Consider the following 20363-nt stretch of genomic DNA (forward strand, 5'->3'; position numbering starts at 1 on the left):
AGTTCTCAAGGAACGGTCGCTTCCTTTGTACTCACCCTCTCGGGCTTTCCTCCGGGCGCTTCCCTTCGGTCTTGCGTTTCCGACTCTATCAGATCTTTTCTCGATCCGATTTCCTCGGTGCTTTCCAGGTTCCCGCTTCCGCGTTTCCCTTTCCGGCGCATCCGACTTTACCAGAGGTTTCTGAGTCGGATTTCCCTTCCTCGGCCGGGCATGGTCCCCGTGCCTGAGTCGGCCGGGTGCCCCTTCGGAAGGAGTTGTAAACCTACTGGAGCGGGGCTCCTCGATGCAAATCGAGGAGCCCCGCTCCCAGTTGGCGCCTGCTCAGGCCCGACGGGCCGTCAGACCTCCACGACCACAGGCAGGATCATCGGCCGGCGCCGGTAGTTGTCCGAGACCCACTTGCCCAGCGTGCGGCGAATGAGCTGCTGGAGCTGGTGGGGTTCAACCACTCCGTCCTGGGCGGAGCGTTCGAGTACCTCCGTGATCCTGGGGATCACGTCGCCGAAGGCGGAGTCCTCGATGCCGGAGCCGCGGGCCTGGATGTGCGGACCGCCGGTGATCTTCCCGGTGGACGAGTCCATGACCACGAAGACCGAGATGATGCCCTCGTCACCGAGGATCTTGCGGTCCTTGAGGGCCGGCTCTCCCACGTCTCCGACGGAGAGACCGTCGACGTAGACGTAGCCCGCCTGGACCTTGCCGGAGATCTTGGCCTTGCCCTCGACGAGGTCGACGGCGACGCCGTCCTCGGCGATGACGATGCGGTCGTGCGGGACGCCTGTCAGGGCGCCCAGCTCGGCGTTGGCGCGCAGGTGGCGCCATTCGCCGTGCACTGGCATCAGGTTCTTCGGGCGGCAGATGTTGTAGAAGTACAGCAGCTCGCCCGCGGACGCGTGGCCGGAGACGTGGACCTTGGCGTTGCCCTTGTGGACCACGTTGGCGCCCCAGCGGGTCAGGCCGTTGATGACGCGGTACACCGCGTTCTCGTTGCCGGGGATCAGGGACGACGCCAGGATCACCGTGTCACCCTGGACGATGCGGATCTGATGGTCCCGGTTGGCCATCCTCGAGAGCGCCGCCATGGGTTCGCCCTGGGAGCCCGTGCAGACGAGGACCACCTCGCTGTCCGGGAGGTCGTCGAGCGTCTTGACGTCCACGACCAGGCCCGGGGGGACCTTCAGGTAGCCCAGGTCCCGCGCGATGCCCATGTTGCGGACCATGGAGCGCCCGACGAAGGCGACACGGCGGCCGTACTCGTGCGCCGCGTCCAGGATCTGCTGGATGCGGTGGACGTGGCTGGCGAAGCTCGCGACGATGATGCGCTTGCGAGCGCCGGCGAAGACCTGGCGCAGGACGTTGGAGATCTCCCGCTCGGGCGGGACGAATCCCGGGACCTCGGCGTTCGTCGAGTCCGAGAGCAGGAGGTCGATGCCCTCCTCGCTCAGGCGTGCGAATGCGTGGAGGTCCGTGAGGCGGCTGTCCAGCGGGAGCTGGTCCATCTTGAAGTCGCCGGTGTGGACCACCATGCCCGCGGGGGTGCGAATGGCGACGGCCAGCGCGTCCGGGATGGAGTGGTTGACCGCGACGAACTCGCAGTCGAAGGGGCCGATGCGCTCGCGGTGCCCTTCCACCACCTCGAGGGTGTACGGGCGGATGCGGTGCTCCTGGAGCTTGGCCTCGATGAGGGCGAGGGTCAGCTTGGAGCCGATCAGCGGGATGTCCGGCTTCTCGCGCAGGAGGTAGGGGACGCCGCCGATGTGGTCCTCGTGGCCGTGCGTGAGGACGATGCCCTCGATGTCGTCGAGGCGGTCCCTGATGGACGAGAAGTCCGGCAGGATCAGGTCGATTCCGGGCTGCTCCTCCTCGGGGAAGAGCACTCCGCAGTCGACGATCAGCAGACGGCCGTCGTACTCGAAGACCGTCATGTTGCGGCCGATCTCGCCGAGGCCGCCGAGCGGGGTGACCCGCAGGCCGCCTTCGGGGAGCGGCGGGGGCGAGCTGAGTTCGGGATGCGGATGACTCAAAAGACTCTCCTCACCACGCGCGCCACGTACCGGTGGGGCACGTGGCGCGCATGACGTTCGTGCAGAAGCAGTTGTCGTATGGAGTGGTGCGGGCACCGGTGGCCCGCTTATTCAGTTGTGAAGCAGGTGCGCGGGGGTTCGCGCGAAGTCTGGTGTCAGAGCTGTACCCCGCCGGCGGCAAGATCGATCTTTAGTTGCTCGATCTCCTCGGGCGCGCACTCGACCATGGGGGCGCGCAGAGGCCCGGCGGGCAGGCCCTTCAGGGCGAGCGCCGCCTTGGTCGTCATCACGCCCTGGGTGCGGAACATGCCCGTGTAGACCGAGAGCAGCTTCTGGTGGATCTCGGTGGCCTTCTGGACGTCGCCCGAGGTGTAGGCCTCGACCAGGGCGCGCAGCTCGGGGGTGACCACGTGGCCGACGACCGAGACGAAGCCGACGGCGCCCACGGAGAGCAGGGGCAGGTTCAGCATGTCGTCGCCGGAGTACCAGGCGAGGCCGGAGCGGGCGATGGCCCAGCTCGCCCGGCCGAGGTCGCCCTTGGCGTCCTTGTTGGCGACGATCCGGGGGTGCTCGGCGAGGCGGACGAGCGTCTCCGTGTTGATCGGGACGCCGCTGCGGCCGGGGATGTCGTAAAGCATGACCGGCAGCTCGGTGGCGTCGGCGACGGCCGTGAAGTGCCGGTAGAGGCCCTCTTGTGGGGGCTTGTTGTAGTACGGGGTCACGACGAGCAGGCCGTGTGCGCCGGTGCGCTCCGCCGCGCGGGCGAGTTCCATGCTGTGGTGGGTGTTGTTGGTGCCGACTCCGGCCACGACATGGGCGCGGTCGCCGACGGCCTCGAGGACCGCCCGTACGAGATCCGCTTTCTCCGCATCGCTGGTGGTCGGCGACTCGCCCGTGGTGCCGTTGATGACCAGGCCGTCGTTGCCTGCGTCCACCAGGTGGGTGGCGAGCCGCTGCGCGCCGTCGAGGTCGAGTGCGCCGTCCGCCTTGAAGGGCGTGACCATGGCGGTGAGGACCCGCCCGAAGGGGGTCTGCGGAGTCGAGGTCGGAGCCATGGGTTACACGCTACTCGTTGCTCAGGACCGGGTCTGCCCTAGGGGGAGGCGACAAGTCGTGACAAAGGTGGAGCCCGGCACTGCCTGCTCGGGGGTTCAAGCAGTGCCGGACCCGTTTGATCAGGCTAGATGAACTTCTCGAAATGCCGCAATACGGACACTTCGCGCGGCTGAACCGCACATCTGTACCGGATCGGGGAACGGGGGCGCGTTACGGCGCCACGCGTCCGTTCGCGTTGAAGGCGGCGTAGGTGAGCGGCATGAGGCGGGCCCACTCGGCCTCCATCTTCTCGCCGACCATCTCGATCTCGCGTTGCGGGAAGGACGGGACCTTGGCCAGCTCGTGCTGGGTGCGCAGGCCCAGGAAGTGCATCAGCGACCGGGCGTTGCAGGTGGCGTACATCGAGGAGTACAGGCCGACGGGGAGGACCGCGCGGGCGACCTCGCGGGCGACGCCGGCGGCCAGCATCTCCTGGTAGGCCTCGTAGGCCTGCCGGTAGGAGTCCTCCATGACACGGCCGACCAGTTCCTGCTGGGCCTGGGTGCCCTCCACGAAGACGTACTTGCCGGGGCGGCCCTCCTGGACGAGCTTGCGGGACTCGTCGGGGACGTAGAAGACCGGCTGGAGCTCGCGGTAGCGGCCGCTCTCCTCGTTGTACGACCAGCCGACGCGGTGCCGCATGAACTCGCGGAAGACGAAGATCGGGGCGCTGATGAGGAAGGTCATCGAGTTGTGCTCGAAGGGGCTGCCGTGCCGGTCCCGCATCAGGTAGTTGATCAGGCCCTTGGAGCGCTCGGGGTCCTTCTTCAGCTCGTCCAGGGACTGCTCGCCGAGCGTCGAGACACGGGCGGCGAACAGGACGTCCGCGTCGGACGCGGTGTGCTTGACCAGCTCGACGGTCACATCGCTGCGGTAGCTGGGCTTGGGGTCGTCGGCGGGGATGTCGGTCACGGTTGGCAGGGCCTTCCCATCTCGTCGTGTGGCGACGCCACTCTACGGCCCGAGGAAAACCGCGCGATCGGTGGCGTGCCGCAATGAAGTTGGTGAAACAGGGCACCTCTGAGGGAGTTCGTTCGTCTCTACAGATGACAGATTTGTTCCACCCCTTGAAGGGAGACGCACCCCTGATGTTCGGTCGGCGTGAACCCGTACCGTTTGCCTTCGTTGCCGAGGCCGACAGGTTCCGCAGTAATGTCACTCCCCCACCGCGTGAGCGGCTGTCCGTCGGCCAGATGGCCGGGCGCTGGCTGCTGGGTCTGAGCATCGTGGCGGGGCTCGTGGGTTCCCTGGTCGTCGGGACGCCCGCGTTGTCGGACGACCACTCTGGCTCGCAGCCCCAGCAATCCCAGGCGTCGCAGAAGAACTGAGCCGCCACAGGCCGGCGGTGACTCCATCCAGCCCCCGCCAGTGGTGACCGGGGACACAGATCGGTAGCCTCACCGGGCACAGCCCACGCATGGATCGAGTGAGGACCAGCCGTGCCCCTGCCCTTCCTGACGGCCGACCGCGTTTTCGAGGCGGCGGACGACGTTCCGCTGCCGTACGACGACCGTGACCGCTGGCGGCGGCCGTACCGGCCCGGGCCTTGGCGGGTTGGGGCGTCGGCGCTGGCGCTGCTGCTCGCCTCGTTCGTGCTGTTCGCGGCGGTCATCATCGCGGCGACGGCCGAACTGGCCTCGGCCGGTGTGGTCTTCGGGCTCGCGCTGCTCGTCATCGCCGGGGCGCTGCGGCTGCTCCGCGTGGGCGTGTGGGTGAGCGCGCGCGGGCTGCGGCACGTGGGCTTCCTCACGACTCGTACGGCGTCCTGGGACCAGGTCGCCTCCGTGCGCACGGTGCAGCAGCCGGTGCGCTGGCTGGGACTGCCCCGGACGGTGCAGGGACAGGCGCTGCTGCTCGTCCGGCAGGGGCAGTCGCCCGGCGGTGGGCCGGCGCTGCTGACCACGCACAACGCGGACTTCGTGGGCCGGGCGGAGGCCTTCGACCGGGCGGCCGACTCGGTCGAGGCCTGGGCGGACGAGTACCGACCGCACTGACGTCCCTTGGTGATCCCTGATTCTCGTGCCGGAGGGGCCGGACCGTTCGCGGTCCGGCCCCTCCGGCATGAGTGGGGTGCGGTTCAGGCCGTCTCGGGCTGCTTGCCGTCGTGCAGGGCGATCGCGCGTTGCATCGCCTTGCGGGCGCGCGGGGTGTCGCGGGCGTCGTGGTAGGCGACGGCGAGGCGGAACCAGGTGCGCCAGTCGTCGGGGGCATCCTCCGTCTCGGCCTTGCGCTTGGCGAAGACCTCGTCGGCCGAGTCCCGGTCGATCCGGCCGCTGGGCATGCGCCTCAGTTCGTCGACGGGCAGGCCGCCCTCGGCGTCGAGTTCGGCGGCGAGGGCGTTGGCCCTGCGGACGAACTGGGTGTTCTTCCACAGGAACCACAGGCCGATGACCGGCAGGATCAGTACCGCGACACCGAAGGCGACGGTGAGGGGCGTGCCGGTCTCGATGAGCAGCACGCCGCGGCTGCCGACCAGGACGAAGTAGACGACCAGGACGGCGGCCGTGAGGGCGTAGGTGAGCTTCGCGCGCATGACGGTCAGGGGCTCAGCTCAGGTCCAGGAAGTGTTCCAGGCCGAAGGTCAGGCCCGGGACACTCCCCACACGGCGGGCGCCGAGCAGGATGCCCGGCATGAAGCTGCTGTGGTGCAGCGAGTCGTGCCGGACCGTCAGGGTCTCGCCCTCGGCGCCGAGCAGGACCTCCTGGTGGGCGAGCAGGCCGCGCAGCCGGACGGCGTGGACGGGGACGCCGTCGACGTCGGCGCCGCGGGCACCGTCCAGGGCGGTGGCCGTGGCGTCCGGGGCGGGCGCGGAGCCGGCGTTGCGGCGGGCCTCGGCGATGAGCTGGGCGGTGCGCGTGGCGGTGCCGGAGGGGGCGTCCACCTTGTTCGGGTGGTGCAGCTCGACGACCTCGACGGACTCGAAGTACGGGGCGGCGATCTGCGCGAACTTCATGGTCAGGACGGCCCCGATGGAGAAGTTGGGCGCGATGAGCACGCCGGTCTCCGGGGACTGCTCCAGCCAGCCCTTCAGCCGCGCGATGCGCTCGTCGGTCCAGCCGGTGGTGCCGACGACCGCGTGGATGCCGTGGCGTACGCAGTAGTCGAGGTTGGCCATGACCGAGTCGGGCGTGGTCAGTTCGACCGCGACCTGGGCGCCGGTCTCGGCCAGCGTCTCCAGCTGGTCACCGCGGCTCAGCGCGGCAACCAGTTCCATGTCGTCGGCGGCTTCGACGGCTCGTACCGCTTCCGAGCCGATCCGGCCCTTGGCGCCGAGGACCGCCACGCGCAGCTTGCTCATCTCTTGTGCTTCCTTAACCAGGGGTTGTCAGGCGACGGCGTCGTGCAGGCGGGCCGCCTGTTTGTCCTTCAGCGGGCCGATGACCGACAGGGAGGGCCGCCGTCCCAGGATCTCGCGGGCGACGGAGCGGACGTCGTCCGGGGTGACCGAGGTTATCCGCGACAGCATGTCGTCGACGGACATCTGCTCGCCCCAGCACAGCTCGCTCTTGCCGATACGGTTCATCAGCGCGCCGGTGTCCTCCAGGCCGAGGACCGTGGAGCCCTGGAGCTGGCCGATCGCGCGCCCTATCTCGTCGTCCGAGAGGCCGTGCTCGGCGACGTGGTCGAGTTCGTCGCGGCAGATCTTCAGCACGTCGTGTACCTGCGACGGCCTGCACCCCGCGTACACGCCGAACAGGCCGCAGTCGGCGAAGCCCGAGGTGTACGAGTACACGCTGTAGGCCAGGCCGCGCTTCTCGCGGACCTCCTGGAAGAGCCGGGACGACATGCCGCCGCCGAGGGCGGTGTTCAGCACGCCGAGAGCCCAGCGGCGCTCGTCCGTGCGGGACAGGCCCGGCATGCCGAGCACGACATGGGCCTGCTCGGTCTTGCGGTCGATCAGCTCGACCCGGCCGGCGGTGCGCAGGGCGCGTCGACCGCTGCGCGGGGCGACGGGCTCGGCGGCGAGATCCTTGAAGGCGCCGGCCTTCTCGAAGGCGGCGCGGACCTGCCGTACGACCTTGGAGTGGTCGATGTTGCCGGCGCACGCGACCACGAGGTGGGTCGGGTCGTAGTGCTTCTTGTAGAAGCGGCGGATGCGGTCGGCGGTGAGGGAGTTGACCGTGTCGACCGTGCCGAGGACCGGGCGGCCGAGGGAGTTGTCGCCGAACATCGTGTGCGCGAACAGGTCGTGCACACAGTCGCCCGGGTCGTCCTCGGTCATGGCGATCTCTTCGAGGATGGCGCCGCGCTCGACGTCGACGTCCTCTTCGAGGATGAGCGAGCCGGTCAGCATGTCGCTGACGACGTCGATGGCGAGGGGCAGGTCGGCGTCGAGCACGCGCGCGTAGTAGCACGTGTACTCCTTCGCCGTGAACGCGTTCATCTCGCCGCCGACCGCGTCGATCGCGGAGGAGATGTCCAGGGCGGACCTGCGGGTCGTCCCCTTGAAGAGCAGGTGCTCCAGGTAGTGCGTGGCGCCGTTCAGGGCCGGGGTCTCGTCGCGGGAGCCGACGTGCGCCCAGATGCCGAAGGTCGCGGAGCGGACCGAGGGCAGGGTTTCGGTGACGATGCGCAGGCCGCCGGGGAGGGTGGTCTTGCGGACCGTGCCGATGCCGTTCTCGCCCTTGATCAGGGTTTGGGTACGGGCGACGGCCCGCGCCTCGGAAGAGGTGCGGGCCGTCGCCTGGGAGCTACTCGACGTCACTTGTCGGTGTCGTCCTTCGTCTCATCGTTCTCTTCGCCCTCGATGACCGGGATCAGGGAGAGCTTGCCGCGGGAGTCGATCTCGGCGATCTCGACCTGGACCTTGGCGCCCACGCCGAGGACGTCCTCGACGTTCTCCACGCGCTTGCCGCCGGCCAGCTTGCGGATCTGCGAGATGTGCAGCAGACCGTCCTTGCCCGGGAGCAGCGACACGAACGCGCCGAAGGTGGTGGTCTTCACGACCGTACCCAGGTAGCGCTCGCCGACCTCCGGCATGGTCGGGTTGGCGATGCCGTTGATCGTGGTGCGGGCGGCCTCGGCGGACGGTCCGTCGACCGCGCCGATGTAGATCGTGCCGTCGTCCTCGATCGTGATGTCGGCGCCGGTGTCCTCCTGGATCTGGTTGATCATCTTGCCCTTGGGGCCGATGACCTCGCCGATCTTGTCCACGGGGATCTTGACGGTGATGATCCGCGGGGCGTTCGGGGACATCTCGTCCGGCGTGTCGATCGCTTCCATCATCACGTCGAGGATGTGGAGGCGGGCGTCACGGGCCTGCTTGAGGGCCGCGGCCAGGACGGAGGCCGGGATGCCGTCCAGCTTGGTGTCGAGCTGGAGGGCGGTCACGAAGTCCTTGGTGCCGGCGACCTTGAAGTCCATGTCGCCGAAGGCGTCCTCCGCACCGAGGATGTCGGTGAGGGTGACGTAGTGCGTCTCGCCCTCGATCTCCTGGGAGATGAGGCCCATGGCGATACCGGCGACCGGGGCCTTCAGCGGCACACCGGCGTTCAGCAGCGACATGGTGGAGGCGCAGACCGAGCCCATGGACGTCGAGCCGTTGGAGCTCAGCGCCTCGGAGACCTGGCGGATCGCGTAGGGGAACTCCTCGCGCGTCGGCAGGACCGGCACGAGGGCGCGCTCGGCGAGGGCGCCGTGGCCGATCTCGCGGCGCTTCGGGGAGCCGACGCGGCCGGTCTCGCCGGTGGAGTACGGCGGGAAGTTGTAGTTGTGCATGTAGCGCTTGCGGGTCACCGGGGAGAGGGTGTCCAGCTGCTGCTCCATGCGGAGCATGTTGAGGGTGGTGACGCCCAGGATCTGGGTCTCGCCACGCTCGAACACGGCGGAGCCGTGGACCCGCGGGATGGCCTCGACCTCGGCGGCCAGGGTGCGGATGTCGGTGACACCGCGGCCGTCGATGCGCTTCTTCTCCTTGATGACGCGCTCACGGACCAGGGTCTTGGTCAGCGAGCGGTACGCGGCGGAGATCTCCTTCTCGCGGCCCTCGAACTCCGGGAGGAGCTTCTCGGCGGCGAGCGCCTTGACGCGGTCCAGCTCGGACTCGCGCTCCTGCTTGCCGGCGATGGTCAGCGCGGAGGCGAGCTCCGGCTTGACGGCGGCGGTGAGGGCCTCGAGAACGTCGTCCTGGTAGTCCAGGAAGATCGGGAACTCGCCGGTCGGCTTGGCGGCCTTGGAGGCGAGGTCCGACTGGGCCTTGCAGAGCACCTTGATGAAGGGCTTCGCGGCGTCCAGACCGGCCGCGACGACCTCCTCGGTCGGCGCCTCGGCGCCGCCCTCGACCAGCTTGATGGTCTTCTCGGTGGCCTCGGCCTCGACCATCATGATCGCGACGTCGCCGTCCTCCAGGACGCGGCCCGCGACGACCATGTCGAAGACGGCGTCCTCGAGCTCGGTGTGCGTCGGGAAGGCCACCCACTGGCCGCGGATCAGCGCGACGCGGACGCCGCCGATCGGGCCGGAGAAGGGCAGACCGGCCAGCTGCGTGGACGCGGAGGCGGCGTTGATCGCGACGACGTCGTACAGGTGGTCGGGGTTGAGCGCCATGATCGTGGCGACGACCTGGATCTCGTTGCGCAGGCCCTTCTTGAAGGAGGGGCGCAGCGGGCGGTCGATCAGGCGGCAGGTGAGGATGGCGTCCTCGGAGGGACGGCCCTCACGGCGGAAGAAGCTGCCGGGGATCTTGCCGGCGGCGTACATCCGCTCCTCGACGTCCACCGTGAGCGGGAAGAAGTCGAGCTGGTCCTTGGGGTTCTTGGAGGCGGTGGTGGCCGACAGCACCATGGTGTCGTCGTCCAGGTACGCCACGGCGGAGCCGGCGGCCTGCTTGGCCAGGCGGCCCGTCTCGAAGCGGATGGTGCGGGTGCCGAAGGGGCCGTTGTCGATGACAGCCTCGGCGTAGTGGGTCTCGTTCTCCACTAGCGTTTTCTCCGTTACTTTGTCGTCTTTCGTCCCACACTGCCCGTGTGGCAGGGAGACGGTGGCGGAGAAGCGCTCCGTGCGGTGCGGGCCGGTCTTCGATCGAAGCACCCGGGGCTCACTTCCCCCCGGGGGCCACTACCGAGGACCGGCGGCGGCTAGGCGCGCTCCTCCTCTTGTCGTGCTGTGTCGTCCGTATTGCGTTGTGCTACCACACTACAAAGCAGTAGTGACACTCCGCACGTACAGCAAAGGGAGCGGTCCCCTTTCCAGCCGGGAACCGCTCCCTTCACGGCGTCTTACTTGGCGCCCGCCGCACCGCGGCGGATGCCGAGGCGGTCGACCAGCGCACGGAAGCGCTGGATGTCCTTCTTGGCGAGGTACTGCAGCAGCCGGCGGCGCTGGCCGACCAGGATCAGCAGACCACGGCGGGAGTGGTGGTCGTGCTTGTGGGTCTTGAGGTGCTCGGTCAGGTCGGAGATCCGACGCGACAGCAGAGCGACCTGGACCTCGGGGGAGCCGGTGTCGCCCTCCTTGGTACCGAACTCGGACATGATCTGCTTCTTCGTAGCGGCGTCGAGCGACACGCGTACTCCTCATAGTCTGTGATTGGCCACCGAGTGCCCCCGGTCTGCTTCTCGGGGGAGCTTCCGTGACTCGGAAGGCGGGGATCCGCTGGGCGCGGCCTCCAGGGCGAGAGCTCGCTCCGGGGGTGCGTACACAAACGGCCGTCGACCAGGGTACCAGGCGGTCAGGGGCGTCTTTGCGCTGGTCCCCGAACCTGCCGGACGGGGTGGCCGGGGCCACTAGGGTGAGCAGGTTCGGATCGTTCGTACGTCGAGGATCCGCACTCCGGGAACTGGTACGTCGGGAAGGGGTCGCTGCGGCATGGCGGAGACGGCTGAGGAGATCAAGGCACGCAAGGAGCGGGAGCGGGACGAGCTCTACGCCCTCGACATCTCCGGTGTCGAGTGGCACTGCGCGCCGGGCACCGAGGAGCACGAGGAGCGGGTCGAGATCGCGTACCTGCCCGAGGGGGCCGTGGCGATGCGGTCCTCGCTCGACCCGGACACGGTGCTGCGCTACACGGAGGCGGAGTGGCGGGCGTTCGTGCTGGGGGCGCGGGACGGGGAGTTCGATCTGGAGCCGGCGCCCCGCAATGGGGGGCTTGCCCCGGAGTGACGGGTCGGTACGGGAGCGGCCTGACCGGGGCGTCGCGCGCTCCCCGATGACCCGGTGATCGAGCCGACGAACCGGCAGGCGGCTCTGCATCGTGGCGGTCGACGGCGTGTCCGACTGAGCGGGAAAGGTCCCGCTGCAGCCCGGCACCTGCGGCCGCCGCTACCCCGCTGGACGAAGGAAGCCGCTCGGGGCTCAGCTGGTCATCGAGCGGACCGTCGAGTACACGTCGAACACGGCCAGGGCCAGCGGCACCAGGGTCAGCAGCACGAAGCCCTCGGCAATCTCCAGGAAGCGTCCCCAGAACGGGCTGAGGCCGCCGCGCGAGACGATCAGGCCGATCGCCGTGACGAGCGCGGCCGCCGCGGCGATCGCCGCGACGAGCCAGATGGTCCGGATGTCGAGGTCGGTGCGGTCGCCCGTGAGGGCCTCGCGGACGATCGAGTGCGGCGGATTGAGCGCCAGCCCGAGGCCGAGCAGGACGAGAGAGGCGAGACCGGCGGCCAGGACGGGGGCCACCTGGCCGGTGTACCGGAAGAGATGGGCGCGCATCAGCAGGGCCAGGCCGGTCGCGAGGGCGAGGAGCTGGGCCCAGACGTTCGAGGAGAATCCGAGGACCGCCGAGGAACCGACGGCGATCAGCGCGCAGCCGCCCACCAGGCCGACCAGGAGTTCGTGTCCGCGCCGCGCCTTGGCGGTGACCCGCTCGGCGTCGACCGGCTCCTGGGGGGTGGGCTCGGTGTCGTACGCGCTGCGCGGGGCGGTGTTCGGGGTGTCGAAGCCGATCGGGAGCCGGGCGAAGCGCATCGACAGGCCCGGCAGGAAGGCCAGGCCTCCGACGGCGATCGGGGCGCACAGGGCGGCGATCTCGGAAGGCGTCCAGTCGGCGAGGATCGCCGCGAACACGGCGAGCAGGCCGACGGCGGAGGCGACGACGAAGCCGACGAACGGGCCGTCCCCACTCGGCGAGCACAGGGTGAGCACGACCGAGGCCAGCAACACCGCCGCGCAGGCGAGGAGGAACTGGAGCCTGCCGATGCCCTGTCCGTCGGCGAGCGGCAGGAGACCCGAGCCCGCCACTCCGACGTTGGGGAGGGCGCCGAGGCCCAAGGCGATGGCCGAGGCCCGGTCGTCGTAGACCCGGGCGCGCACGCAGGCGAGGACGACCAGGAGGACACCGGCGACGCCGGCGAGGATGCCGGGCAGGCTGTTCATGTCGTGGAGTGGGTCGCCCATCCAGGCCACGAAGGCGAGCAGGACCGGCAGCACGCCTCCCCCGACGAGGCCCGCCGCGCGCGTCAAGTCGCCGCTCCACAAGGTGCGTTCGCTGGTCACGGCGGAGGCGACCGCTTCGGAGACGTCGTCGAAGACGGCGGGGGGCAGCGACTCGGAGAACGGGCGCAGCGCGAGGAGTTCGCCGTCGAGGATGCGCTGGGCGGCGAAGGAACGGGCGCTGTCGAGGACGGTGCCGTCCCGACGGACCAGGTGGTAGCCGACGGGTGCGCCCTCGGTGGGACTTTGCTGGGAGAGTGTGAGGATCTCCGGATAGATGTCGGCGACCGGGATGTCGTCGGGCAGCGCCACGTCGATCCGGCTGTCGGGCGCGACGATGGTGACGCGGCAGAAACCGAGACCCGTGCCCGCACCGGCAGGAGTTCCCGTACCGGATCCTCCTCCAGTGGCTGCCGCGGAGGCCGTCATGCTCACCTGCTGCTCCCCCTCAGTGATGATTCTGTACCTACGGTATGGAAGTCAGTCCTACGCGGTTTTCCCCGTCCCCTGTGACCGGCCGTGCGGCGAGGTCGTGGGAACAATGCCTTCGTGCCCGTCGCCGGGGTTCCGCATCTCGCCAGATGGCGTGGAACGCCCCATTGCACCAGCTCAACTCGCGTGTGCCGACGCGAACATCCGGCACCCTATCGCCCCCCTTGCCTCCACTGAAGTCAGTAGGATCACGCGGCGGCCTGCGTCCGCCTGACACGGGGCGGCGGACGGACTCTCGGGCCGGCCGAGGGAATGGATGACAGTGAGCCACATCGTCGTGAAGCGCCCGCCTCGGGTGCTGCCGTCCGAAGTGTCCACGCAGGAGATCGTCCTGCAGCCTCCGCCCGAACTGCCGCGGGGACACCGGGAGAGCGTGCTGATGCAACTCCTGCCGACGTTGGGCATGGGTGGCTCGGTGGTCTTCTTCTTCACGAGCGGGCAGCCGTTCATGAGGATCATGGGCATGGTCATGATCGCCTCGACGATCGCCATGTCCGTCGCGATGGTGATCCGCTTCCGCCGCGGGTCCCAGGGGGAGTTGGCGGACATGCGCCGCGACTACCTGAGCTACCTGGCGCAGACCCGGCGCACGGCCGTCGACACGGCGAAGGCACAGCGCGACGCGCAGTACTTCCTCCACCCCTCCCCCGAACAGCTGTGGGCCCTGGTCGCCGAGGGCAGCCGGGTGTGGGAACGACGCCCCGGCGACGAGGACTTCGCCCAGGTCCGCATCGGCCTCGGCTCGCAGGCCCTCGCCAGGACCCTCGTCGCCCCGGAGACCGCCCCCGTCGCGCAACTGGAGCCGCTGACCGCGGGTGCGATGCAGCGCTTCCTCGCCGTCCACAGCACCCTGGACGACCTGCCGATGGCGGTCTCGTTGCGTGCGTTCTACCACGTCACGATCAGCGGCGATCCGCAGTCCGTACGGTCCTCCGCCCGGGCCATGGCCGGCTCGCTGGCCGCGCTCCACTCCCCGGAGGATCTGCTCATCGTGGTGGCGGCGGGCCGCGAGGCCCTGCCCCACTGGGAGTGGGCCAAGTGGCTGCCGCACGTCCAGGCGCCCGGTGCCGTGGACGGAGCCGGCAGCCGCAGGCTGATCGACAGCGACAGCCGCGAGCTGGAGAACCTGCTCGCCACCCGGCTGACCGGCCGCCCGCGCTTCCACCCGAACGCGGCGCCCCTGCCGGAGGAGCCCCACATCGTCGTCGTACTCGACGGTCTCTCCCTGCCGCCGGACTCGGTCCTGGCCAACCCTGAAGGGCTCCAGGGCGTCACCGTCCTCGAGGTGGTTCCCGGCGATCTGACCACGGGCGGCGGCGAGCTCTCCATCGTCGTACAGCCCGAAGCGCTGCACCTGGAGTCGGGACACGGTGTCGTCTACGAAGGAACTCCGGACGTCCTCTCGTACGAGTCCGCCGAGGCCCTCGCCCGTCAGCTGGCCCCGCTGCGGATGGCCTCGGGCGGGGACGACGACGAACCGCTGCTCGCCAACCTGGAGTTCACCGACCTGCTGAACCTCGGGGACGCGGCGTCGATCGACACCCAGCGCACGTGGCGGCCGCGTTCGCTGGCCGAGCGGCTGCGGGTGCCGATCGGTGTCGGCGAGGACGGACGCCCCGTGATGCTCGACCTCAAAGAGGCCGCGCAGGAGGGCATGGGTCCGCACGGCCTGTGCGTGGGCGCCACCGGCTCCGGCAAGTCGGAGCTGCTGCGCACTCTGGTGCTGGGCCTGGCGGTCACCCATTCGTCGGAGACGCTGAACTTCGTCCTGGCGGACTTCAAGGGTGGCGCGACCTTCGCCGGTATGGCGCGGATGCCGCACGTGGCGGCCGTCATCACCAACCTCGCGGACGACCTCACCCTGGTCGACCGCATGGGTGACTCCATCCGCGGTGAACTCAACCGCCGCCAGGAGATGCTGCGCGACGCGGGCAACTACGCCAACATCCACGACTACGAGAAGGCCCGCGCGGCTGGTGCGGCCCTGCAGCCCATTCCGTCGTTGGTGCTGGTCATCGACGAGTTCAGTGAGCTGCTGACGGCGAAGCCCGACTTCATCGAGATGTTCGTGCAGATCGGCCGCATCGGCCGGTCGCTCGGCGTGCACCTCCTGCTGGCGTCGCAGCGACTGGAGGAAGGCCGTCTGCGCGGTCTGGAGACCTACCTGTCGTACCGAGTCGGGCTGCGTACCTTCTCCGCAGCGGAGTCCCGCGCGGCGATCGGCGTACCGGACGCCTATGAGCTGCCGAACGTCCCGGGCTCCGGCCTTCTGAAGTTCGGCACGGGCGAGATGGTGCGTTTCAAGGCGGCGTACGTCTCCGGCGTGTACCGCTCGGGCACGCAGCGGGCGACGCCGGGCGGCGGCCCGCTGCCGGTGGACCGGCGGCCGGTGCTGTTCACGGCGGCCGAGGTGCCGGTGCAGTACGTGGCTGTTCCGCAGCAGCGCCCTTCCGCTTCGGACGGTCCGGAGGTCGACGACGCGCTCGCCGACACCGTGCTCGACGTGATCGTGCGCCGGCTCGAGGCGCAGGGTCCGGCGGCTCACCAGGTGTGGCTGCCGCCGCTGGACAGTCCGCCGCCACTCGACGGGCTCCTGCCCGGCCTCACGGCGGTGCAGGGCCGCGGCCTCACCCAGCCGGGCTACGAGGGAGCCGGCCGCCTGGTCGTACCGGCCGGCCTGGTGGACAAGCCGTACGAGCAGCGCCGCGACCCGCTCTGGGTCGACTTCTCCGGCGCGGCCGGCCACATGCAGATCATCGGCGGCCCGCAGTCCGGCAAGTCGACGCTGCTGCGCACCCTGATCTCGTCGTTCGCGCTCACGCACACGCCGTACGAAGTGCAGTTCTACGGCCTCGACTTCGGCGGTGGCGGCATGGCGGCGGTGGCCGGACTGCCGCACGTGGGCGGGGTCGCCTCGCGCCTGGATCCGGAGCGGGTGCGGCGCACAGTGGCTGAGGTGTACGGCGTGCTGACCCGCCGCGAGGAGTACTTCCGCTCCGCGGGCATCGCGTCGATCGCGGACTTCCGTGCCAGGCGCGCCCGGGGCGAGATCTCGGTCACGGATCAGCCCTGGGGTGACGTGTTCCTGGTCATCGACGGCTGGGGCAACTTCCGAGCGGACTACGAGGCGATGGACCAGGTGATCCTCGACATCGCGGCGCGTGGTCTCGGCTACGGCGTCCACCTGATCCTGACGGCCTCACGCTCGATGGAGGTCAGGGCCAACCTCAAGGACCACCTGATGAACCGCCTGGAGCTGCGGCTCGGCGACACAATGGACTCCGAGCTGGACCGCAAGGTGGCCGCGAACGTCCCGGCGGGTGTGCCCGGCCGCGGACAGGCACCGCAGAAGCTGCACTTCATGGCGGCGGTGCCGCGCATCGACGGTCTGACCTCCGACACGGACCTGGCGGACGCCACGGCGGCCCTCGCGACCGAGGTCTCCCGGCACTGGCAGGCGCCCGGCGCCCCCGAAGTCCGGCTGCTGCCCCGCGAGTTCCCGGCCGAGCAGCTGCCCCCGGGCGGACGCTTCCCGCGCCGCGGCGTCGCCTTCGCCCTCGACGAGGACAACCTGGAACCGGTCTTCGTCGACTTCGAGCAGGACCCGTTCTTCCTCGTCTTCGGCGAAAGCGAGTCGGGCAAGTCGAACCTGCTGCGGCTGCTGATCAAGCAGGTGACGCAGCGGTACTCGGGCGACGAGGCCAAGCTGTTCGTCATCGACAACCGGCGCTCGCTGCTGGACGTGACGCCGTCGTCCCACCTCGCCGAGTACATCCCCATGTCCAACTCCATGGACCACCACATGACCGCCCTGGCCGACCTGATGAAGCGCCGCACACCGACGGCCGACGTCACGGCCCAGCAGCTGCGGGACCGGAGTTGGTGGCGCGGGCCCACGGTGTACGTCGTCATCGACGACTACGACCTCGTGGCCACGTCGAGCGGGAATCCGCTGGCCGGGTTGACGGAGCTGTTGCCGTTCGCCCGGGATGTGGGGGTGCGGTTCATCATCGCGCGGTCGACAGCCGGTGCGGGGCGGGCGTCTTACGAGGCGTTCATGCAGCGGGTGAAGGAGCTGGGCGCGCAGGGTGTGGTGCTGGCCGGCGACCCCGGTGAGGGAGACCTGCTGGGTGGGGTCCGGCCGCGGCCCATGCCTGCGGGGCGGGGGGTCTTCGTGTCTCGGCGGAGGGGGAAGCCGTTGGTGCAGATCGGGTTGAGTCCGGAAGGGACGTTCTGATGGTCGGGGTAGGGATCTTCCTGCTCCCGTTGGCTCTGGTGCTCGTCGGGCTCGGTGCGGCCGACCAGCGGGCGCTGTGATGGTCTCGAGGTGTCGGTCCAAGCGCATCGTGACGTTCGTCTGAGCTGTGGCAATGATTGAGGATGGTTGCGTAGAGGTTTGCGATCGCGGCTCAGATGTGACTTGAGGGAAAAGTGTGTGCGGTCCGAGACTCGCTTGAACGGGGCTCACGGGCCTGGTCCGTTACGCGTTCGACAGAATGACCGTCCACCGGACGGCTTTACGGGGACACGGGGAAGGGGTCCGACGCGATGGCGTGGGATGAATGGGAGCAGCTGAAGTCGCAGGCAGCTCAGGACGGCTCAACCCGGATGCAACTGAACCAGCTGGATCCCGGCAACGGCGGTCGGCCTGCGCCGGACCCCAGCCAATACGGCGATCTGAAGGTCCACCAGAAGGATCTGGCGAAGATCGGCCAGAACGCCTTCGACCTGTACGACGATCTGTGGAACAAGGGGCGCAGAGCGGTCCCCACCAGCGAGAGCGCCGCCGGAACCCTAACAAAGGGCGGATTCGCCCTCGGCGGCGCGCTCCAACACGTGGCGCTCCGCTGGGACCAGCAGCTGTCCTCCCTCCGTGACGCGTGCGCACACATCTCAAACCACATGCGAGTCACCAAGAATTTGCACGCCGACGACGACGGCTACATCCGCCGGCAGATGAGCAGCATCGACCTGCTGGACGCGGGCTTCGACGAGCGTGTCGGCCCTCCTGGCAAGCAGAACTCGGTCTACGGCGAACCCGATGACAAGAAGGGCAAGGACTAATGGATCTCGACGCCCTTCGCAAAGCCGACTTCAGTTTGCTCGACGATGCCGTCGACGACTGGTCGACGATGGTCAAGGACCTGGAGACACTGAAGGAAGAAGCCGAAAAGGGCCTTCGAGGCACTGCCAACAAGGCCGAGTGGGCGGGTGTCAACGCCGACGTCTCCAAGGAGTTCATCGGCAAGACGACCGAGGAGTTCAAGGACGCACACGGTCAGGCGGACTCCATCTACAAGATCCTCAGGGACACCCGGAACGAGCTGAAGGGATACAAGGGGCAGCTCCTCGACGCCATTGAACGCGGCCGTCAGAAGAAGCTGACGGTGATCGGTTACGAAGGCGGCTTCACCGTCACCACGGATGTCCCGCCGGAAGGCCGCGTCCAGGAGGACAAGGACAACAAAGGCGAGATCACCGCGCTTCGAGACGAGCTCCAGAAGATCCTCGACAAGGCCACGGAGAGCGACAAGTCAGCCAGCATGGTCCTCACAGCCATTGCCGACCAGAGCAGGCTGGGCTTCTCGGACGCCAACTACAACAGCCGGGACGAGGCAGCCGACGCGATCAAGAAAGCCGACGAGCTGGCCAGGCTGGCGAAGAAGAAGCCCGAGGACCTCACCCCTGCGGAGTTCGACCGGCTCAACAAGGGGCTGAAGGACTACACGGACGACGAACTGTTCGCGGAACGCTTCGCCACGAGCCTCGGACCGAACGGGACGCTCAACTTCTGGACCGGTGTCAACGATCCGAACAGCGCTTGGGAACTGGGCCATAAGCGGTCGGACAAGTTCGACGACCTGCAGAAGAACCTCAGTCTCACGCTTGCTACGGCATCGCAGAGCGACAGCGCCGACATGTCGGACTGGAAGTACAGAATGACCGACCTGGCCGACAAGCCGGTGGGCCGCAACGGCGGTTTCCCCCTCGGGGCGCAGGTCATGACCAACCTGATGCGGTTCGGCAACTACGACGACAGATTCCTCGCCGACTACGGCGACAAGCTGATCGAGACGGAGAAGAAGTTCACGGACAACGGCCGTCACGGGGCGTGGGCCCGTACGGGTGGCGACCCGCTCCTCAACCGCACCGGTACCGACTCGGGCTGGGACCCGATGACTGGGTACCTCAAGGGGCTGTCCAATAGCCCGGATGCGGCAACGGAGTTCTTCAACGGCACCTTCGTCACGAAGGACGAGGACCATGACTTCACGCAGGAAACTGATGGGAAGGAGGAGAAAAGGACTCTGAGTAATTTCGACTACCTCTTCGAGGAGCGCGACTGGCCGCAGGACACGGACGACAAGGGTGAGGACAGCATCGCCGGGCGGAACTATCTTGCTGCTGCTTTGGAAGCGGCTACGACGGGGCATGCGGCGGGAGAGATTCCTACGGTGGATACGCCATCGCACAATGCTGAGCAAAGCAAGCTTATGCAGAGCTTGGTTTCATCCATCGGAGAAGACCCCGAGCGCCTGACCAAGTACGGCTACATGTCCGACAGTGTCGGTCAGATCACTTCGGAGTATCTGCCGGACATGAACCGAGCCATGAGTGACGTACCAAGGGACTCCACGTCGGAAAAGTGGCAGAGCATCGAGAGGCTGTACCCGGTTGCCGGCTTCGAGGCCAAGCTGGAGCACACAGACGTAACCAAGCTCCTTTTTGCTGTCGGTCAGAACGAACAGGGGTACGCCGCCGTCGAGGTCGGCCAGAAGGCGTACATGGGGAAACTGATGGACCACCACTTGGACCCGACCCTGCCGGCAGATCAGCGGGTCTCCGACGATCACAAGCTCGTCATCGAACAAATCGCATCGCGGTCGGGTGAAGTGTCTGGGACCCTCAACCTCGGTGTGCGGGAAGCCATAGGGTCTGAAGCCTCAAACAAGGACAAGGAATACGAACACTCGGTTGCCCAGCGTAAGAACATGATTTCCGGCGGGGTTGGCACCGTCGTTGGGGTAGGAACCTCTTTCGTTGCAACCCCTTGGGTGGGAGCAATGGTTGGCGGGGCCGCGGGAACAGCGACCAGCACGGTACTGGAGTCGGTCTACAAGGACGCTGAAGGTCACGCCCTAAGCGATGCCCAGAAGACCGGTGGGCAATTCTGGACTGAAGGGCAGGTAAGAAATGGCACCATCGCAGAAGATGGAGCGCGAGCCGCAGCGAGAGAACATGATTCGCTAGACGTCGACGATGCTGGAATGATTGCACGCGAGGCCGCACGTCAGGGCTATCTAAATTCACAAGCAATTCTCGAAGGACAAGCCCCCGGAAGCTTGACCGATTTCTGATCACTTCGGCCTGATAGAGGACCC

General features: G+C 68.3%; 15 protein-coding genes. 6 read left to right on the forward strand and 9 right to left on the reverse strand.

Annotation, left to right across the window (positions count from 1 at the left end; translation table 11 throughout):
- Positions 1–338: 338 nt before the first annotated feature.
- From ACZ6TU_RS21980 to thyX, 3 genes are all read right to left on the reverse strand, one after another.
- The gene (locus ACZ6TU_RS21980; RefSeq protein ID WP_469550428.1) at positions 339–2024 is read right to left on the reverse strand and encodes a ribonuclease J; all 1686 of its coding nucleotides are present in this window, start codon (positions 2022–2024) and stop codon (positions 339–341) included.
- A 155-nt stretch (positions 2025–2179) separates the two neighbouring features.
- The gene (gene dapA / locus ACZ6TU_RS21985; protein WP_467677189.1) at positions 2180–3079 is read right to left on the reverse strand and encodes a 4-hydroxy-tetrahydrodipicolinate synthase; all 900 of its coding nucleotides are present in this window, start codon (positions 3077–3079) and stop codon (positions 2180–2182) included.
- Between the two features lie 211 nt (positions 3080–3290).
- Positions 3291–4031 (reverse strand): FAD-dependent thymidylate synthase, encoded by a 741-nt coding sequence (gene thyX / locus ACZ6TU_RS21990; RefSeq protein WP_467677187.1) that lies wholly within the window; start codon positions 4029–4031, stop codon positions 3291–3293.
- 176 nt (positions 4032–4207) lie between these two features.
- Here thyX and ACZ6TU_RS21995 point away from each other — a divergent pair, with 176 nt between their 5' ends.
- Together ACZ6TU_RS21995 and ACZ6TU_RS22000 are read left to right on the forward strand one after the other, a co-directional pair.
- A complete protein-coding gene (locus ACZ6TU_RS21995; RefSeq protein WP_467677185.1) occupies positions 4208–4447 on the forward strand; it encodes a hypothetical protein in 240 nt (79 codons plus the stop codon).
- A 111-nt stretch (positions 4448–4558) separates the two neighbouring features.
- Positions 4559–5113: a hypothetical protein gene (locus tag ACZ6TU_RS22000; RefSeq protein ID WP_467677183.1), complete on the forward strand. Its 555-nt coding sequence runs from the start codon at positions 4559–4561 to the stop codon at positions 5111–5113.
- A gap of 83 nt (positions 5114–5196) precedes the next feature.
- Here ACZ6TU_RS22000 and ACZ6TU_RS22005 read toward each other — a convergent pair whose 3' ends face one another.
- The 5 genes from ACZ6TU_RS22005 to rpsO form a co-directional block, all read right to left on the reverse strand.
- A complete protein-coding gene (locus ACZ6TU_RS22005; protein WP_467677181.1) occupies positions 5197–5652 on the reverse strand; it encodes a tetratricopeptide repeat protein in 456 nt (151 codons plus the stop codon).
- Positions 5653–5665: 13 nt separating this feature from the next.
- Positions 5666–6418 (reverse strand): 4-hydroxy-tetrahydrodipicolinate reductase, encoded by a 753-nt coding sequence (dapB, locus tag ACZ6TU_RS22010; protein ID WP_467677179.1) that lies wholly within the window; start codon positions 6416–6418, stop codon positions 5666–5668.
- 27 nt (positions 6419–6445) lie between these two features.
- Positions 6446–7825 (reverse strand): M16 family metallopeptidase, encoded by a 1380-nt coding sequence (locus ACZ6TU_RS22015; protein WP_469550435.1) that lies wholly within the window; start codon positions 7823–7825, stop codon positions 6446–6448.
- Positions 7822–10038 (reverse strand): polyribonucleotide nucleotidyltransferase, encoded by a 2217-nt coding sequence (locus ACZ6TU_RS22020; protein WP_469550439.1) that lies wholly within the window; start codon positions 10036–10038, stop codon positions 7822–7824. The genes ACZ6TU_RS22015 and ACZ6TU_RS22020 overlap by 4 nt, the downstream gene beginning before the upstream one ends.
- A 299-nt stretch (positions 10039–10337) precedes the next feature.
- Positions 10338–10625, reverse strand: a complete 288-nt coding sequence (rpsO, locus tag ACZ6TU_RS22025; RefSeq protein WP_010042739.1) for a 30S ribosomal protein S15 — start codon at positions 10623–10625, stop codon at positions 10338–10340.
- A 301-nt stretch (positions 10626–10926) separates the two neighbouring features.
- Between rpsO and ACZ6TU_RS22030 the strand changes: the two genes are divergently transcribed.
- Positions 10927–11220 (forward strand): DUF397 domain-containing protein, encoded by a 294-nt coding sequence (locus tag ACZ6TU_RS22030; protein ID WP_184989017.1) that lies wholly within the window; start codon positions 10927–10929, stop codon positions 11218–11220.
- 192 nt (positions 11221–11412) lie between these two features.
- Here the strand turns inward: ACZ6TU_RS22030 and eccD are convergent, their stop codons facing one another.
- Positions 11413–12918 carry a type VII secretion integral membrane protein EccD gene (gene eccD / locus ACZ6TU_RS22035; RefSeq protein ID WP_467677215.1) on the reverse strand — a complete coding sequence of 502 codons (1506 nt, stop codon included), beginning with the start codon at positions 12916–12918 and terminating at the stop codon, positions 11413–11415.
- A 325-nt stretch (positions 12919–13243) separates the two neighbouring features.
- Here eccD and eccCa point away from each other — a divergent pair, with 325 nt between their 5' ends.
- The 3 genes from eccCa (at position 13244) to ACZ6TU_RS22050 (ending at position 20339) form a co-directional block, all read left to right on the forward strand.
- Positions 13244–17218 carry a type VII secretion protein EccCa gene (gene eccCa / locus ACZ6TU_RS22040; RefSeq protein ID WP_469550891.1) on the forward strand — a complete coding sequence of 1325 codons (3975 nt, stop codon included), beginning with the start codon at positions 13244–13246 and terminating at the stop codon, positions 17216–17218.
- A gap of 311 nt (positions 17219–17529) precedes the next feature.
- Positions 17530–18045 (forward strand): hypothetical protein, encoded by a 516-nt coding sequence (locus ACZ6TU_RS22045; RefSeq protein WP_467677173.1) that lies wholly within the window; start codon positions 17530–17532, stop codon positions 18043–18045.
- Positions 18045–20339, forward strand: coding sequence for a hypothetical protein (locus ACZ6TU_RS22050; RefSeq protein WP_469550444.1), 2295 nt, complete (start codon positions 18045–18047; stop codon positions 20337–20339). The genes ACZ6TU_RS22045 and ACZ6TU_RS22050 overlap by 1 nt, the downstream gene beginning before the upstream one ends.
- Positions 20340–20363: the final 24 nt, after the last annotated feature.

The sequence above is a fragment of the Streptomyces sp. NPDC052064 genome (assembly GCF_055585925.1).

Bases quoted from the DNA above. Each gene is read 5' to 3' on its own strand.
- dapB (WP_467677179.1), bottom strand. From the start codon at position 6,418: ATGAGCAAGCTGCGCGTGGCGGTCCTCGGCGCCAAGGGCCGGATCGGC.
- dapA (WP_467677189.1), bottom strand. From the start codon at position 3,079: ATGGCTCCGACCTCGACTCCGCAGACCCCCTTCGGGCGGGTCCTCACC.
- ACZ6TU_RS22005 (WP_467677181.1), bottom strand. From the start codon at position 5,652: ATGCGCGCGAAGCTCACCTACGCCCTCACGGCCGCCGTCCTGGTCGTC.
- ACZ6TU_RS22045 (WP_467677173.1), top strand. From the start codon at position 17,530: ATGGCGTGGGATGAATGGGAGCAGCTGAAGTCGCAGGCAGCTCAGGAC.
- eccD (WP_467677215.1), bottom strand. From the start codon at position 12,918: ATGACGGCCTCCGCGGCAGCCACTGGAGGAGGATCCGGTACGGGAACT.
- ACZ6TU_RS21995 (WP_467677185.1), top strand. From the start codon at position 4,208: ATGTTCGGTCGGCGTGAACCCGTACCGTTTGCCTTCGTTGCCGAGGCC.
- ACZ6TU_RS22030 (WP_184989017.1), top strand. From the start codon at position 10,927: ATGGCGGAGACGGCTGAGGAGATCAAGGCACGCAAGGAGCGGGAGCGG.
- ACZ6TU_RS22050 (WP_469550444.1), top strand. From the start codon at position 18,045: ATGGATCTCGACGCCCTTCGCAAAGCCGACTTCAGTTTGCTCGACGAT.